The sequence below is a fragment of the Lancefieldella sp. genome, assembly GCF_057237245.1.
The window spans coordinates 106,310-119,004 of record NZ_DBHHJM010000001.1; the positions used below are offsets into that span (position 1 = coordinate 106,310).

The following is a 12,695-nucleotide window of genomic DNA, read 5'->3' on the forward strand; positions in this document are numbered from 1 at the left end:
AAATGCTGTTTTAATTCAGAAAATCGTTAATTTTTCGGGATACGTAAATTGCAACTGGAGCAGTAACAGCTACCGCAAGAACGAAAAGAATAGAAGCAATAATAGCAATGATGAGTGACACGATATTTTCCATTTAACCTCCTAGCCGAAGAAGCCGCCATAATAAAGCAGCAGAAAATAAATAACTGTTTTGACTACGAAGGCATAAGCATTGTATGGCTCGCGCGGTTTGCCATGGTAGACAATCTCGGTTACTAGTCCGAGAGCTACGAGAACAAGCCAAATAATCTGCGGAATACCAAGGTTAATTGTCATTTATTTATCTCCTAAAAATAATCAGATTTAACTAAGTCAAAAGTTATTCTAGAAGTGGTTAGAAAAGAAGAGAAAACCAGTGCGGGAAGTGCAAAACTATCTTTGATGTTTTCCCAAAGATATTGAAAGAGCAGGAATAGTGCAGCCGTAGCGAAAAAAACAAGGAAATATACCGTAACAAAAACCAGCAACACTTTAATTGCTTTAATTGCTGTCATCATTTTTCCTCACTCTCGCTGCTGCTAATTCCTTTTCCAGCTCGTCATAAAGGGTTTTGTCGTCAATAATGCACTTGAACACGAAATCTTCCGCGAATTTCAACGCCGCTTCCGTGCCGTCATTCGCAATGGCGAGAAGCACGCTGTAAACGCCCATGATGTATCCTCGGTTATATGCGTCCTCTCTAATCGCTTGCAAAAATTCAACTTCAAACGCTGCCGTACCGTTTAGCTCTGCCATGTGCCCTCCTTCAAGTTTGCCGCGCCGAAATCGACGGTAACGTATGTCGTATCCTTGCAGCGCGAACGTGGTAGCTTTGTTGCTTTCAACTCGATTACTTGTGCGTCGTCCTCGTACGCTACGCCGTTCAGCCCGTCCAGTACGAGCTTCTCGATGTTGTCGATGTCGGGCTTGTGCGTGTCATGCTCAAACAGAACGCATTTTGGCGTGGTCTTTGGCAATGAACGTGCTGCCTTGATGTAAATACGCACGGGTTGGTTACGTTCTGCCTTGAATGGCTTGTGGTAGCACGCTTCGCGGTAAGCGTCGGCCACTGCCTTTTTGTCGGCTCTGTTACGTGCTGTGTCGTAGACAAAGCCGTTACCCGTTCTAGGGCGTTGCAAGCCGTGAACGAACGGAAGGGTAAATTCGATTGTCATTACTCCTCCTTCCACGCCAGCTTCTTGTAATGCGCGATTGCTGCGTCAAAGTCGCGCGTGCATTCAAAAAGAGTCTGGCTTGTGACGTTTCTTTGACGGTATGCAATCAAGCACTCATGCTTTTCTCTCAACGCTTGCAGGTACAGTTCATCTGCTGTTGGCTTGCGTTCAGTCACAACGGGAACGCGGAAGTTATTAGGCTTCATCGCGCACCACCCTTGCGCCACAGTCGGGACAATAACTCCAATCAATAGGGACGTTAACTCCCTCTTTGTCTGCACAGAATGTCTCGCCGCAGTTTGAGCAGATAAAGTTATCTGCTCTGAACTCAATCGGTGCCATTTTGTTAATATCAACTTGCCTATTCTTGCATGTAGGGTCTATGAGGTCGGCTAGACGGTTGAACAAGTTAGCGTAATCGTATGTAATGCCCATACAATTAAGAAGAACAACATATGCCTCGTCGGTGGTATGCACAGTGCTGTTTTCACGCAGTTTCTTCGCTACCTCTTCACGGTTAGTCATCGCTATCACCTAGCTTTTTGAGCTGGTCGACTATGTCGCAAATTTCACCAACTGCCCAATACGACATCTGACCTTTAGCCAGAACGCGCTCGGACCGCTCGACAAGTGACTCGATTGTTACTGGCTTCTTGTGCGTGAGTTCTTGAGGGAAAAAAGGATATTGAACATCAGTGTCAATCAACCAGTCGCTACCAGCTAATTCTACGCGCGTAACTTTTGTTTCTTTGCCGTATTTGCTGTATACCGTATCCCCAGCACGGATAACCTCACCGTCTTTATCCATCGGCAGCTCAGTCATATTAGACGTGTCGCATAGGTCGAGAATGCGGCTTTTGATAGCTTTGTCGTATTCTTCTGATAGCGCACTATATCGCGGGCGTTCGCCAAATAAGCATTCGTAGATATCCGCATAGCAAAGATAATCTTCATTAAAAGACGCCACTCTTTCAGCGATTGCTGAACGCTCTTCTTTAGTTAGCATTGTTGCTCCTTTCGACTAGAAACGGCACATCCGCGGTAAAAAGCAGGTAGCCAATGAGTACGAGAGCCGCGAATACAAGTACGTCGTACGCAATAATAGATACCGTCGCGTCTCCGCCTGTGGCAATTACGGCAACGCAAGCCGCAGCAAGCACGCCGAACGTGCCTTTAAGTAAGTTCTTCATTTTCTAACCCCAATCGGGCATAAAGTAGGTTTTTGTTAATCAGCCATTTTTTACGCAGCTTCACCGCCGGAAGCTCGCCTGTCGCGCACATGCGTTCAACAGTGCGTTTGTTCATTCCAATGAGTTCAGCGGCTTCTAGCGCGCTAAGAAGCTGTTTAGTCGGTAGGTTCTTCGTTTCCGTACGCATAGCGCGCGAAGAAGTACGTTTGACCCTTGCCGGTTACTTTGGGCGTGCGGCTGATTGTCACGCTTCCGTCGGCTTTATGAACGGCTGTCTCTTTGATGCGGAATAGTCCGAGTTCCATTGCTCGCTGTGTAGGTACATTCCAGTTGCTGCCAAAACGCCCCAAATAACCGTCGGAGCGCAACCACTCGAAGAGCCGATTTTGTCCGACCTCAACGCCGTTTTGTCGCAGCATTTTAGCCAGCTCACCGACTAGACACGTGCCGTCAGCGGCGGCCACCGCGTCCGCGAAGCGGGCTTTTGGCGCGAGCTTGTCGATTAGCGCGTCCTTACGCTTGATAGCGTCGTTGGCAACGATTAGGGCGCGTGAGAGCAGCTCTTCGTTTGTCTCCGTACCGTTCACGGCGATATAACCGCCGTTCGCCCGGATTGCTGGTAACACCTCGTGCGTTATCCAGCGTTTAAAACTTCTTGCTTGTGGGATTTTTGAGCCAATCACGGCTGAATATAAGCCAGGCTCGTTAATAATTGCGACGCGCTGCATGCCGCCGCGGGTACGCATTAGCTGCGTATCCTTTTCGTCCGCGTCTAATCGACGCGTCATGTCCGACGGCATGCGATAACCGAGCGCGTCGGATACGTCACGGGCAACGAACCAAGGGTTGCCGCGACTGTCGGCGAACGTCGTTAGCTCGCCGAACTCTTCGGAATAGAAGAGTTGTATACTCTTATCGCCCATATTTTCTCTACTTTCTCGGGCATGCCCTGTTTAAGTTGCCGCTTAAATGGGGCTTTATTAGTTGCTGTGGCATTTGTGCCACTTTCCGAACGCCTTTGCCGCTGCGTTCGCGTTCTCGAAGCTGCCTAGCAGCCACGTGTTGCCGCTGTCCTCTCTCACGTAATAACTGTCATTGAAACGGCTTTTTGTTAGCCGTGCGTTGCCGTGGCGCATTACTGTTTTATACGCTGGTTGTGCGTTTCCTGCGTCAGCCGAATAGCGGTTGCGAGGTTGCCAAACGTACTACCACGCTGCACCTGCGTTTTGTGGTACTGCCATGTCTACTCCCACCCGACCAGCTCTTGCGGCTTGACGTTCAGAGCGTCCGCGAGGTTGTAAATAGTTCTAACAGTAGTGTTTATGTTCTGCTGTCTCCCGTTCTCTAGCTTTTCGATTGTTGAAATGTTTACCTTGCTTCTGCTTGCAAGTTCAGCGCGAGAGATATTGAGCCTTGCGCGTTCAGCTCGCAAGTTCTGCGATAGGATTTCTCCTTTCCACACGTTAATTTCTCCTTACTTTTTGCAACGAACATTTTATTTAACTTTTTTATTGTGGTTAGTCGCCACATACAACATATAGTCGTTGGTGACTAGTCCCCTACTATTTCTAGTAGTATTTTCTTTTCAAGGTACTCTGTTCACTAGGTGAACAATAACATAATAAAATATCAAAATTTGATATTCAAGTATCAATTTTAATTATTTGAATATCTTGTGAAGATTGTTTATAATCGCTGCTTAGAGGAGGTACTAAATGCGTAAGTTTGATTTACAACTAAGAGCGTTACGTACCAAGAAGGGTTTAACGCTCACCGAACTAGCCGAAAAAATCGGCTCGAATTATCAAGCTGTCGGACGGTGGGAACGCGGCACGACCGAGATTACCCTAGGCGACGCACTAAAAGTATGTCGTGTTTTAGACTGCACACTTGACGAACTTGTCGGCTGGGAAAGCACACCTACAATCAAAGAACAAGAAAAACGCGCCTTTGAGCTGCATAATAAGGTACAACAGGCAATAGAAGAATACCAAGCGTAAAACGGTATGCGAATGTCAACGAGCGCATAAATAGTTTTACTAGTTTTCTCGGGGGGGGTGGCGTTAATTTTCGTTGACTTTATTTTGGCAGTTGATTTGTAAGTAAATAATGAATTAGGGGTGCTGTTATGTCAGAAGTCCAGGAAGCAACACAAAAGACGCTGCAAACAAGAAAGCAGCAATTCAAGAACACTTCAATAGCAACGTTTGTGCTTGGTGTAATCGCGTACGCGCTTAACGCAGCATTTGCGGCACGTATCGCCGAGGAAATGTCATTAGCTCAGAGAGTGCCTACACACACGGTCACACAAAGTGTGCTTGCCAATTATGCCGCGGGTTCACAAATTGCTGTGATTGTGGCGGGCGTATGTGGCGCGGTTTGCCTTTGTGCAATTCTGCTTTGGTTCGTTGCCGACTTGCTCGAAATCGCAAAACGCGAAAATGCTTAAACACCCGTTCCGTGAACTGATGTCAAAATCAGCCGTGAGAGTTTGTGGCCAAAATGTGGCCAAAGTGTGGCCAAACCGAGATAAAAATAGCCGCACAAGGCGGCTACGAGGGAAAACGTGGTGCCAGCAACCGGGTTTGAACCGATGACCCCCGCTTTACGAGAGCGGTGCTCTACCAACTGAGCTATGCTGGCGTGCAAAAGCGCGCTAACAACTATACGGGCAAGACCTCTTTAATTCAAGCGAGAATATTAAAGAAGCCCGAGAACACCACGAACAAGGCGCTCAAGATCATCTGCGTACTTCTCGGATGCCTCTTGAACACTCTTATGCGTAGTTCCATGAGCACCAGCTGGATTTGCTGCAAGCGTCAAAGCTAACACGTTCATATCAAGTGCTCGGGCCATAATGACTTCAAGAGCTGTGGAAACGCCAACATATGAAACACCAAAGCTACGAAGCATAGCAACCTCTGCAGGAGTCTCAAAGTTTGGTCCCAAAAGACCAGCAAAAACACCCTCGTTAAGCTCAATTTTGAGGTCATCCGCTACGCCACGTGCAAGCGTTCTTAGATAAGGCGAGAAGGCATCATTCATATCTACAAATGGGGTCTCAACATCGCGAAGACCTGCCCACTCTGCAAGCGGATTGGTTCCGGTGAGGTTGATCTGGTCAGTAATAACACCAAGACCAGTCTTTGCATTACCAGAAACAGCGCCTGTTGCACCTGCAAAAATAATGTCTTTGCAGCCTAAGTGATGTGCATGCTGAACAAGAGAGGTTACCTCAGCTGCAGAATAGCCCTGATAGAGGTGCACGCGACCAGGATAAACAACTACAGGCACGCCATCGATAGTACCAATGGTTGCCTCAAAGCTGTGACCTGCCATAGGAGAAGCGTCAACAGGGAAACCTGGAATGTCACGATAATCAATACGACGAACTGGCTTTACCAAATCAGCAAGATGACCAAGTCCGGTTCCCAAAATAAGAGCAACAGGATGCTCAACAGATGGGCTTACATTCTCAATGGTTTTCTCGGTAACCACGCAAATCCCCTCCTCTAAGAGGTGACGAGTAAGTGTTCCCTCGCCAGAAACAAGCTTTCCTAAGTACGTACCATCATAAATCTCATGCACACCACAAGACGGGCTCTTTGCCTTTAAAACGGCGAGCGTTATATCAGAAGACGTAACGGCATTAAGAGCAATCTTAGAGCCACGTTCAAAGTCCTCGGTAACATCCGAGCCATCCTTGAGCCAAACGCGTCCTTCTCGCTGTTCCGCGGGTGGACGAGGAACAGGAAGGCCCGAGGAAGTCTCGGGGCAAATCTTTGTGACGCTTACTTTTTGAGCCAGTCTTTGTACTGCAGAAACAGGCTTGGCCCCTCCGTCATATCTGACGGGGAGGCCAAGTAAACAAGCGCTAATAGCAACTTTCATTGCTTTTCAGATCCTAGAGAGCAAGAGAGTAAACAGCAATAGATGCCTTACCAAGAATCTCGTTAATCTTCTGTGACCACTCCTGAGATGCCTTGCTTGCAACAGCAGAGTACTTGCTCATTGCAACCTGATAAGCGGTCTGAGCAGCTGCATAAGAAGCGGAATCGTTAGAGATTGAATAAGCAGAGAGCTGCTTGTAGTAATCGCCATCCTGGGAAGCCCAAGTGTTGTTCTTAGCGTCCCACTCATCGCCAGCAAGACCAATGATGTACTGAGCGTACTCCTGGCTTGTAGTCTCAGAGTTGCCGTCCTCAGGTGCAGTTGGTGCCTGTGGAGCATCTGGAAGGGTTGTAGTCAGAACGCTATCACGATACTTCTTCATAATGACAGCGTCATTGATGAGCTTCTTTGCAACGTCTTCGGAGAGCTTGTATGCAGAAGCAATCTGGCTAACATCTGTAGTCTTGAAGTTGGTCTGCATGTAATTGGTAATCTCGTCATCAGTAACGGTAATACCCTTACTCTGAGCCTCAGCAACAACAAGAGCATTACGAACGTAACCAATAATCTTATCCGCTGGTGGGACAGCATAGGTGCCGTCAGACTGCTTTGCTGCGTCAAGACCAGAAGTGTTCTCAATAACCTCACGAGCAGTTACTTCTTTGGTCTGACCGTTGTAGGTATAAGAAGCAATAGGAGTGTTGAGCTCACCCTCAGAAAGTGTGGTGCGACCGTTCAAAGAACCAGTAGCTCCGCCACCGCCCAGAAGGAAGCGACCGATGACAATACCAAGAGCAAACAATACAACTGCGCCTACTCCGATAAAGATCTTTGAGTTCTTTTTTACATCAATAGATGGCATATCCTTGCCTTTCATCGCTTAATGCAACTATGCGTACATAATACAAACCTGTAGTTTACTCTTATTAGCATGCATAAAACATACAACCAGTAAACTCCCCCGTTTGCACACAGTCGTTTACATGCAAAACAAACTATTTGGTAGCTGCAACAATCTCTTCCGAATACTGTTTGATGTATCCAGTGGCATTTTCTGCATCAAACTTCATGCGCTGAGACAATGCCTTCTTCACATCCTTAGAAATAGTTCCGTGTGCTAAGGCGAGAAGACCCTGGAGCATATCATGGTACTCAGCATCTCCGTGATAACACTGAACCGCCTCATCAAGAAGTGGCCATGCTTCATCAGAATGCTTTGCAGAAGTTGCTCCGTACTGACAGAGGAACAAAAATGCTGCGAGACGCACCGTTGCTGAGTCATCGTCAAACAGAGAAGCCTCAGCAGCATCAAATGCCTTAAAGACCTGGTCACCAAAGTGAGCGCTCAGATTGGCAAGCGCATCAAGTACTTCCCAACGGGTTTGTGCCTCTGGCCTATATAGTGCATCAATAAGAGAATCAATGTGCTCTTCAAAAGCAAGAGGAGCAATATGGGCTAGCTCCGCAAGCTCATGAGATGCGTCTTGACGAGCGCGCCTACTAGCATCAGATAAAGCAATGACCAATGCATTCACTTTTTTCATCTGTGCCATAGTTGGCTTTTTAGTAGCCTTTTTAGCAGGTTGCTTTTCTTCTTTTGGCGCCTTTGTAGAGCCCGCTTTTGCGGTTGCCTTAGTTGAAGCCTTTTTTGGCTTCTGAGCAGTTTCTTTCTTTTCTGCCATGAAACCTAAATCCTCTCTAAAACACCCTTTATTCTCTAAATCCGTCTACGACAACGGTGCCGCTTTTTTGATCCTCATGAATTTTAATAAATCCAAGGCTCGATGCTTCACGTAAAAGAGAAGTAAACGAACGATATCCATAAGTTGCCTCAGCAAACTGTGGACGCTTCCTTCGCATAGTCTCCTTTAAACGAGACGCATAAATAAATGTTTCGCTTTCGCGCTCCAAAGACTCAATGGTCTCAAATAAGAGCTGATAGCAGTCGTGTTTCTCGACAGGTACCTTCTCTTTAAAGTCTGGAATTCTGCCAGAACTCAAAATATCCTCGTAGAAGATAAACTCGTCGCAAACTTCAGCAAGAAGCGAGCTGGTAGACTCCTTCATACCAACGCCAATGACTGTTTTACCAGCCTCTTTAAGCTTTGCCACGAGTGGTGAGAAGTCCGAGTCACCAGAAAGCACAGCAAAGGTGTCAATGTGGTCTTTAGTAAGACACATCTCAACAGCGTCTACCGCAAGTCTAATATCGGCAGAGTTCTTGCCGGTATAGGCCCTATCTGGAATCTCGATGAGCTCAATGCCAAGCTCATGTAGGGGTGTAATAGCATTTGGAAAGCGCTGCCAATCGCAGTATGCGCGCTTAGCAGTAATGCGTCCCTTATCAACCAGCCTCTCCATAATGAGCTTCATCTCTGGAAGATGACCTGGTTCCTGGTGGCCGTTTTTCTTTCTTTTGCCTGTTCCTAGTGCCAAATTTTCATAATCGATGAAAACCGCAATAGAGCTCTGAGGAGTAGAAATATCACTCATAATCGGGGTTCCTTTGCGGCTAGCACTTAGTGGCAGCAGTGGCCGTCATGACCGTGCTCGTGACCTTCATGCTCATGATGATGTCCGTGACCATGGCACTCACACTCGTGATCACCATCTTCGTGGTCGTGGCCACAGCAGCACTCGTGCTCACCCTCATCTTCCTGGCTCTCAAGAAGCGACCAGTCAAGACCAGCTGCAGTGCTGGTTGCCTCGTCAGCATAGAGTAGCGAGATTGCCTGAGTACCCTTACGAGCGCCGCCAATCTGGCACAGCATGTCATAGAGGGTAAACGCAGTTTCTGCACCAGGAAGCGTAATCTCAAGGTCCTCAGACTGAGCAAGAGCAAGCGCAATATCCTTGCGGAAGTGCTCAGCCAAAAATCCTGGTTGGAAGTCTCCCTCAAGCGACTTAGGAGCAAGCTCTTTAAGTGCGCGAGAAGAACCCATGCCACTAGCAACAACCTCAAGCATCTGCTCAACGTCAAGTCCACCCTGCTCTGCCAAGGCCATTGCGTCTGCATAGCCAATCATGCATGATGCAAGAGATACCTGATTACAAAGCTTTGCGGTCTGACCCTTACCAGCACCACCCATGCAGAAAATCTTTGCCGAGAAGGTCTCAAGAAGAGCGCGTACTGGCTCAACATCATTCTCAGTTGCGCCGACAATCAGCGTAAGAGTACCGTCCTGGGCGCCTTTCTGACCGCCCGTAACCGGACAGTCAAAGGCATGCTTTCCCTCAATTTCAGCAGCATCGTGAATATCACGAGCAAGCTGAGATGAAGAAGTGGTCAGATCAATAAGGTATGCGCCCTTCTTAGCAACGCGGATAAGGCCATCTGTTGCCAAGTAAACGTCTTCAACATCAGTTGGATAACCAACCATGGTAAAGACAACGTCAGCGTCTTTTGCAGCATCTGCCACACTCTCTGCAGCGTGAGCGCCCAACGAGACAAGCTTTTGCGCTTTCTCTGGTGTTCTGTTGTAAACAGTAACGTCATAACCAGCAGAAATAAGGTGCTCTGCAATAGGAGCACCCATAATGCCTGTTCCAATAAAAGCAACCTTTGCATTCTTGCTCAGTGCCATGTATGAGTCCTTTCAGACTGAAATAAATATACAAACTGGGGCCGCTCCAAAGAGCGACCCCATACCTTGTACCCGTTAATTAGATTTACGAACCCTGTTAGCAATTCGGTCAGAAAGCGAAAGCTTCTCGCGGCGGTCAGTGCCCCAGAAGACAATAGCCACCATGCCTGGTCCAACGTGAGCACCAATGACTGGTCCTACCTGGCTATGAATAATGGTAAGTCCCTCGCAGCCCTTCTCTTTACGAATCTGAGCCTCTAGCCAATTAGCATCCTTCTGTGCGTCTGCAGAAATAATGCCAACAGGAAGCGAAGTGTCATGAGAATAGCTATCTCTAAAGTCCTGGATAAGAGACTTGAGCGCCTTCTTGCGACCTCTGCACACTGTCTTGACGGTAAGAGCTCCTGTTGAGTCATAAGTAAGCTCTGGCTTTACATCAAGCTTGCCGCCAATATTTGCTGCAGCAGCAGGAATACGACCGCCCGCAGCAAGAGCATCCAAGGTCTCAAGTGTTAAGTAGCCATGAATATAGTTACGCGCATCTGCTGCCCACTCGGCAATCTCTTTTGCCGAGAGACCCTTATTGGCCTGATGTATTGCTTCAAGACCCAAAAGCTGAGCTGCAGACGAAGGTGCACCATTGTCGACTACGTAAATCTCAAAGTCTGGGTATTTCTCTCTTACCATATCTGCTGCTTGCTCAGCTGCATAGTAGGATGAAGAGAGAGCCGAGGTAAAGCACAGATACACCGTTGGTGTGCCCTGCTTTGCAGCTTTCTCAAAGATCTCAAGATAATGACCAGGAGTAATTGCAGAGGTGGTGTAGCGCAGCTTTTTATCCTTGCGCATACCCTCAAAGAACTCATGTGCACTAATGCTCTTCCAGCCGTCATCATAGTGCTCTCCATCTGGTCCCACATAAGGGAACTGGATGATATCAACACCTAGCTGTTCAGCAATTCCTGGAGCAAAGTCTGCGCAAGAGTCCATGATGATTCGAACGTTACTGGGCTTATGATATGCAGCTGAAAGCTCAGTAGGCTCAAGATCTTCAAAGGCAACCTCGCTGATTTCTTCTTCGGCTTTATCTTTTTTATTGAACATCTTGTTCCTCAATCTTAGGTTTGATAATTCCATAACCACCATTTTTACGATGGTAGATGACATTAGTCAAACCAGTGGAAGAATTAACAAAGACATAAAAATCATGGCCGAGAAGGTCAGTTTGGACAAGCGCCTCCTCTTCCGTCATAGGCTCAAGATCAATGTACTTCTCGCGAACAAGCTGGTCATCAAGGTCTTCAGCTGGAATCTCAATGAGATTGGCAAGATCTTCTTGTGTAAGAGCAACTCCGCGCTCAGACTTTACATGATGACGGCGCTCAACAACTTTTGTCTTGTACTTACGCAGCTGTCTGGAAACTTTTTCTGCTGCTTCATCAATAGCCACATACATATCATCAGAGCTAGCAGTGACACGAACAACATTGTTACGAACAAATACCGTAACCTCAGCTGTCTTTCTATCTGGATTTGATGGGTTTTTGTCTACTCTAAGAACTACATCGCAAGACATAGGAGTGATGTCAAATACTTTAAGAGCATCACCGATTTTCTGATCTACGTGTGTGTGCAAAGCCTCAGAAATGCTTACCTTGCGTCCCGAAATCTTGATGTCCACCATAGGAGCCTCCTATCGGATACACGAGACATCTTCTAACTGATGTCTGTATAACAACAATACCCATTTGTCGGTCAATCATTCCATAAAAAGTTGAATTGAGCGGTAAACGGTTAGAGACTATTTCTCTTTATGTGCGATTAATTTTGCTCAGAGGAAGATGTAGCTGAATCAGCGCTGGTAGGTTGCGTAGAAACTTCCACAAGACCAGAAATCTTATTGGTAGTTGAAAGGTGTGGTAAGGTGCCAATCCACTTGTTTCTAATAACTCCCTCGACACCGTTAGATTGAATAGCTGAAAGAGCTTGCTGAATTTGTGTAGCGAGAGCTTTGTTACTTGTTGCTACAGAAATACCAATCGTGGATGGAACGTCAACTACACCAACCATAGAAATATCTTTGTTTGCTGCTAAATAAGCACCAGCATATGCATCACAGGCCACATAATCAATGGAGCCATTTTCAAGTGCTTCAAAAGCATCGTTTAGGTTAGAAAAACCCTGAACAGACATGCCTGTGAGTACCTGACCCATTGCGCGCTCAGACAAAGAACCCGTTTGAACGCCAACTGATTTTCCACTCAAACTATCAGCGGTAATGTTTGTCTCTGAACCTTTATGGAAAAGAGCTGTTGCATACTCAGCATAACCAGAAATGAGCGTACTAGTTGAGTCTTCACCACTTCTGACATCCATGACAATGTCGCAACCTGCTTGTAGGCCATCTACTGGTCCGTTAACTGATACAAACTTGACGTCTACGCCTAGCTGATCTGCAATTGCAGAAGCTATTTCAACGTCAATTCCCTGCAATGTTCCAGCTTCTGAGGCCACAACCATTGGAGCTGTTACTGACTGAGTACGTAGACCAACGGTCAAAGTGCCAGCTGTGTGCAGTGAGGAATCAGGAATCTTCTGCTGACGGGCTTCTCGCTTCTCTTGGATTGCCTCTTGCACTGACTTGACGTGGAACCATTTATCCAGATCAATGTTGATAGGACCAATGGAGCATCCTGTTAAAACAACAGCAAGTGCTATAAGAAGTAATACCTTAAGAGAGCTTTTACCGCGCGTCATCAGAACTCCTTCTTCTATTCAAGTGTCTTTTCAGCTGACCTGGTATTTGACCCCACACTCGCATACTGGAACGTTTGCTT

The 12,695-nt window shown here is 46.9% G+C and carries 22 protein-coding genes and 1 tRNA gene; 2 read left to right on the top strand and 21 right to left on the bottom strand.

Annotation, left to right across the window (positions count from 1 at the left end):
* Positions 1-10: 10 nt before the first annotated feature.
* The 12 genes from ACO5GU_RS00495 to ACO5GU_RS00550 all read right to left on the bottom strand — a co-directional run bounded on the left by ACO5GU_RS00495 (position 11) and on the right by ACO5GU_RS00550 (position 3,845).
* The gene (locus ACO5GU_RS00495; RefSeq protein ID WP_484929559.1) at positions 11-133 is read right to left on the bottom strand and encodes a hypothetical protein; all 123 of its coding nucleotides are present in this window, start codon (positions 131-133) and stop codon (positions 11-13) included.
* A gap of 8 nt (positions 134-141) precedes the next feature.
* The gene (locus ACO5GU_RS00500; RefSeq protein WP_484929561.1) at positions 142-315 is read right to left on the bottom strand and encodes a hypothetical protein; all 174 of its coding nucleotides are present in this window, start codon (positions 313-315) and stop codon (positions 142-144) included.
* Between the two features lie 11 nt (positions 316-326).
* Positions 327-533, bottom strand: a complete 207-nt coding sequence (locus ACO5GU_RS00505) for a hypothetical protein (protein WP_484929563.1) — start codon at positions 531-533, stop codon at positions 327-329.
* Positions 520-774 (bottom strand): hypothetical protein, encoded by a 255-nt coding sequence (locus ACO5GU_RS00510; protein ID WP_484929565.1) that lies wholly within the window; start codon positions 772-774, stop codon positions 520-522. Before ACO5GU_RS00510 ends, ACO5GU_RS00505 begins: the two co-directional genes overlap by 14 nt.
* Positions 762-1,193 (bottom strand): RusA family crossover junction endodeoxyribonuclease, encoded by a 432-nt coding sequence (locus ACO5GU_RS00515; protein ID WP_484929567.1) that lies wholly within the window; start codon positions 1,191-1,193, stop codon positions 762-764. Before ACO5GU_RS00515 ends, ACO5GU_RS00510 begins: the two co-directional genes overlap by 13 nt.
* On the bottom strand, positions 1,193-1,399 hold the full coding sequence (locus tag ACO5GU_RS00520; protein WP_484929569.1) for a hypothetical protein: 207 nt from the start codon (positions 1,397-1,399) through the stop codon (positions 1,193-1,195). The genes ACO5GU_RS00515 and ACO5GU_RS00520 overlap by 1 nt, the downstream gene beginning before the upstream one ends.
* On the bottom strand, positions 1,389-1,718 hold the full coding sequence (locus tag ACO5GU_RS00525) for a hypothetical protein (protein ID WP_484929571.1): 330 nt from the start codon (positions 1,716-1,718) through the stop codon (positions 1,389-1,391). The genes ACO5GU_RS00520 and ACO5GU_RS00525 overlap by 11 nt, the downstream gene beginning before the upstream one ends.
* Positions 1,711-2,199 carry a hypothetical protein gene (locus ACO5GU_RS00530; RefSeq protein WP_484929573.1) on the bottom strand — a complete coding sequence of 163 codons (489 nt, stop codon included), beginning with the start codon at positions 2,197-2,199 and terminating at the stop codon, positions 1,711-1,713. Before ACO5GU_RS00530 ends, ACO5GU_RS00525 begins: the two co-directional genes overlap by 8 nt.
* On the bottom strand, positions 2,189-2,383 hold the full coding sequence (locus ACO5GU_RS00535; RefSeq protein ID WP_484929574.1) for a hypothetical protein: 195 nt from the start codon (positions 2,381-2,383) through the stop codon (positions 2,189-2,191). Before ACO5GU_RS00535 ends, ACO5GU_RS00530 begins: the two co-directional genes overlap by 11 nt.
* The gene (locus ACO5GU_RS00540) at positions 2,367-2,570 is read right to left on the bottom strand and encodes a helix-turn-helix domain-containing protein (RefSeq protein ID WP_484929576.1); all 204 of its coding nucleotides are present in this window, start codon (positions 2,568-2,570) and stop codon (positions 2,367-2,369) included. The genes ACO5GU_RS00535 and ACO5GU_RS00540 overlap by 17 nt, the downstream gene beginning before the upstream one ends.
* A complete protein-coding gene (locus ACO5GU_RS00545) occupies positions 2,539-3,306 on the bottom strand; it encodes a phage antirepressor KilAC domain-containing protein (protein WP_484929578.1) in 768 nt (255 codons plus the stop codon). Before ACO5GU_RS00545 ends, ACO5GU_RS00540 begins: the two co-directional genes overlap by 32 nt.
* A 320-nt stretch (positions 3,307-3,626) precedes the next feature.
* Positions 3,627-3,845, bottom strand: a complete 219-nt coding sequence (locus tag ACO5GU_RS00550) for a helix-turn-helix domain-containing protein (RefSeq protein ID WP_472368394.1) — start codon at positions 3,843-3,845, stop codon at positions 3,627-3,629.
* Positions 3,846-4,098: 253 nt separating this feature from the next.
* Between ACO5GU_RS00550 and ACO5GU_RS00555 the strand changes: the two genes are divergently transcribed.
* Positions 4,099-4,383, top strand: coding sequence for a helix-turn-helix domain-containing protein (locus tag ACO5GU_RS00555; RefSeq protein ID WP_484929580.1), 285 nt, complete (start codon positions 4,099-4,101; stop codon positions 4,381-4,383).
* 128 nt (positions 4,384-4,511) lie between these two features.
* Positions 4,512-4,832, top strand: coding sequence for a hypothetical protein (locus ACO5GU_RS00560; protein ID WP_484929582.1), 321 nt, complete (start codon positions 4,512-4,514; stop codon positions 4,830-4,832).
* Between the two features lie 118 nt (positions 4,833-4,950).
* On the opposite strand, the gene ACO5GU_RS00565 is transcribed toward ACO5GU_RS00560, so the two are convergent.
* From ACO5GU_RS00565 to ACO5GU_RS00605, 9 genes are all read right to left on the bottom strand, one after another.
* Positions 4,951-5,026 (bottom strand) — tRNA-Thr (locus ACO5GU_RS00565).
* A gap of 57 nt (positions 5,027-5,083) precedes the next feature.
* Positions 5,084-6,274, bottom strand: a complete 1,191-nt coding sequence (locus tag ACO5GU_RS00570; RefSeq protein ID WP_484929584.1) for a purine-nucleoside phosphorylase — start codon at positions 6,272-6,274, stop codon at positions 5,084-5,086.
* A gap of 13 nt (positions 6,275-6,287) precedes the next feature.
* Positions 6,288-7,136, bottom strand: coding sequence for a hypothetical protein (locus tag ACO5GU_RS00575; RefSeq protein WP_484816453.1), 849 nt, complete (start codon positions 7,134-7,136; stop codon positions 6,288-6,290).
* Positions 7,137-7,269: 133 nt separating this feature from the next.
* Positions 7,270-7,956 (bottom strand): HEAT repeat domain-containing protein, encoded by a 687-nt coding sequence (locus tag ACO5GU_RS00580; RefSeq protein ID WP_051479315.1) that lies wholly within the window; start codon positions 7,954-7,956, stop codon positions 7,270-7,272.
* A 28-nt stretch (positions 7,957-7,984) separates the two neighbouring features.
* Positions 7,985-8,767, bottom strand: a complete 783-nt coding sequence (locus ACO5GU_RS00585; protein ID WP_035432328.1) for an NYN domain-containing protein — start codon at positions 8,765-8,767, stop codon at positions 7,985-7,987.
* 26 nt (positions 8,768-8,793) lie between these two features.
* Positions 8,794-9,858 (bottom strand): NAD(P)-dependent oxidoreductase, encoded by a 1,065-nt coding sequence (locus tag ACO5GU_RS00590; RefSeq protein WP_484814471.1) that lies wholly within the window; start codon positions 9,856-9,858, stop codon positions 8,794-8,796.
* Positions 9,859-9,933: 75 nt separating this feature from the next.
* A complete protein-coding gene (locus tag ACO5GU_RS00595) occupies positions 9,934-10,962 on the bottom strand; it encodes a DegV family protein (RefSeq protein WP_484929586.1) in 1,029 nt (342 codons plus the stop codon).
* Positions 10,952-11,542, bottom strand: coding sequence for a ribosome hibernation-promoting factor, HPF/YfiA family (gene hpf, locus ACO5GU_RS00600; protein ID WP_198014322.1), 591 nt, complete (start codon positions 11,540-11,542; stop codon positions 10,952-10,954). Before hpf ends, ACO5GU_RS00595 begins: the two co-directional genes overlap by 11 nt.
* Before the next feature lie 137 nt (positions 11,543-11,679).
* The gene (locus ACO5GU_RS00605; RefSeq protein ID WP_035434890.1) at positions 11,680-12,615 is read right to left on the bottom strand and encodes a substrate-binding periplasmic protein; all 936 of its coding nucleotides are present in this window, start codon (positions 12,613-12,615) and stop codon (positions 11,680-11,682) included.
* Positions 12,616-12,695: the final 80 nt, after the last annotated feature.

Excerpts from the sequence above, each read along its gene's own strand:
- ACO5GU_RS00495 (WP_484929559.1), bottom strand. The coding sequence starts at position 133 with ATGGAAAATATCGTGTCACTCATCATTGCTATTATTGCTTCTATTCTT.
- ACO5GU_RS00530 (WP_484929573.1), bottom strand. The coding sequence starts at position 2,199 with ATGCTAACTAAAGAAGAGCGTTCAGCAATCGCTGAAAGAGTGGCGTCT.
- ACO5GU_RS00545 (WP_484929578.1), bottom strand. The coding sequence starts at position 3,306 with ATGGGCGATAAGAGTATACAACTCTTCTATTCCGAAGAGTTCGGCGAG.
- ACO5GU_RS00570 (WP_484929584.1), bottom strand. The coding sequence starts at position 6,274 with ATGAAAGTTGCTATTAGCGCTTGTTTACTTGGCCTCCCCGTCAGATAT.
- ACO5GU_RS00535 (WP_484929574.1), bottom strand. The coding sequence starts at position 2,383 with ATGAAGAACTTACTTAAAGGCACGTTCGGCGTGCTTGCTGCGGCTTGC.
- ACO5GU_RS00585 (WP_035432328.1), bottom strand. The coding sequence starts at position 8,767 with ATGAGTGATATTTCTACTCCTCAGAGCTCTATTGCGGTTTTCATCGAT.
- ACO5GU_RS00580 (WP_051479315.1), bottom strand. The coding sequence starts at position 7,956 with ATGGCAGAAAAGAAAGAAACTGCTCAGAAGCCAAAAAAGGCTTCAACT.
- ACO5GU_RS00560 (WP_484929582.1), top strand. The coding sequence starts at position 4,512 with ATGTCAGAAGTCCAGGAAGCAACACAAAAGACGCTGCAAACAAGAAAG.
- ACO5GU_RS00510 (WP_484929565.1), bottom strand. The coding sequence starts at position 774 with ATGGCAGAGCTAAACGGTACGGCAGCGTTTGAAGTTGAATTTTTGCAA.
- ACO5GU_RS00505 (WP_484929563.1), bottom strand. The coding sequence starts at position 533 with ATGACAGCAATTAAAGCAATTAAAGTGTTGCTGGTTTTTGTTACGGTA.
- ACO5GU_RS00515 (WP_484929567.1), bottom strand. The coding sequence starts at position 1,193 with ATGACAATCGAATTTACCCTTCCGTTCGTTCACGGCTTGCAACGCCCT.
- ACO5GU_RS00555 (WP_484929580.1), top strand. The coding sequence starts at position 4,099 with ATGCGTAAGTTTGATTTACAACTAAGAGCGTTACGTACCAAGAAGGGT.
- ACO5GU_RS00595 (WP_484929586.1), bottom strand. The coding sequence starts at position 10,962 with ATGTTCAATAAAAAAGATAAAGCCGAAGAAGAAATCAGCGAGGTTGCC.
- ACO5GU_RS00605 (WP_035434890.1), bottom strand. The coding sequence starts at position 12,615 with ATGACGCGCGGTAAAAGCTCTCTTAAGGTATTACTTCTTATAGCACTT.
- ACO5GU_RS00590 (WP_484814471.1), bottom strand. The coding sequence starts at position 9,858 with ATGGCACTGAGCAAGAATGCAAAGGTTGCTTTTATTGGAACAGGCATT.
- hpf (WP_198014322.1), bottom strand. The coding sequence starts at position 11,542 with ATGGTGGACATCAAGATTTCGGGACGCAAGGTAAGCATTTCTGAGGCT.
- ACO5GU_RS00525 (WP_484929571.1), bottom strand. The coding sequence starts at position 1,718 with ATGACTAACCGTGAAGAGGTAGCGAAGAAACTGCGTGAAAACAGCACT.
- ACO5GU_RS00540 (WP_484929576.1), bottom strand. The coding sequence starts at position 2,570 with ATGCGTACGGAAACGAAGAACCTACCGACTAAACAGCTTCTTAGCGCG.
- ACO5GU_RS00500 (WP_484929561.1), bottom strand. The coding sequence starts at position 315 with ATGACAATTAACCTTGGTATTCCGCAGATTATTTGGCTTGTTCTCGTA.
- ACO5GU_RS00520 (WP_484929569.1), bottom strand. The coding sequence starts at position 1,399 with ATGAAGCCTAATAACTTCCGCGTTCCCGTTGTGACTGAACGCAAGCCA.
- ACO5GU_RS00575 (WP_484816453.1), bottom strand. The coding sequence starts at position 7,136 with ATGCCATCTATTGATGTAAAAAAGAACTCAAAGATCTTTATCGGAGTA.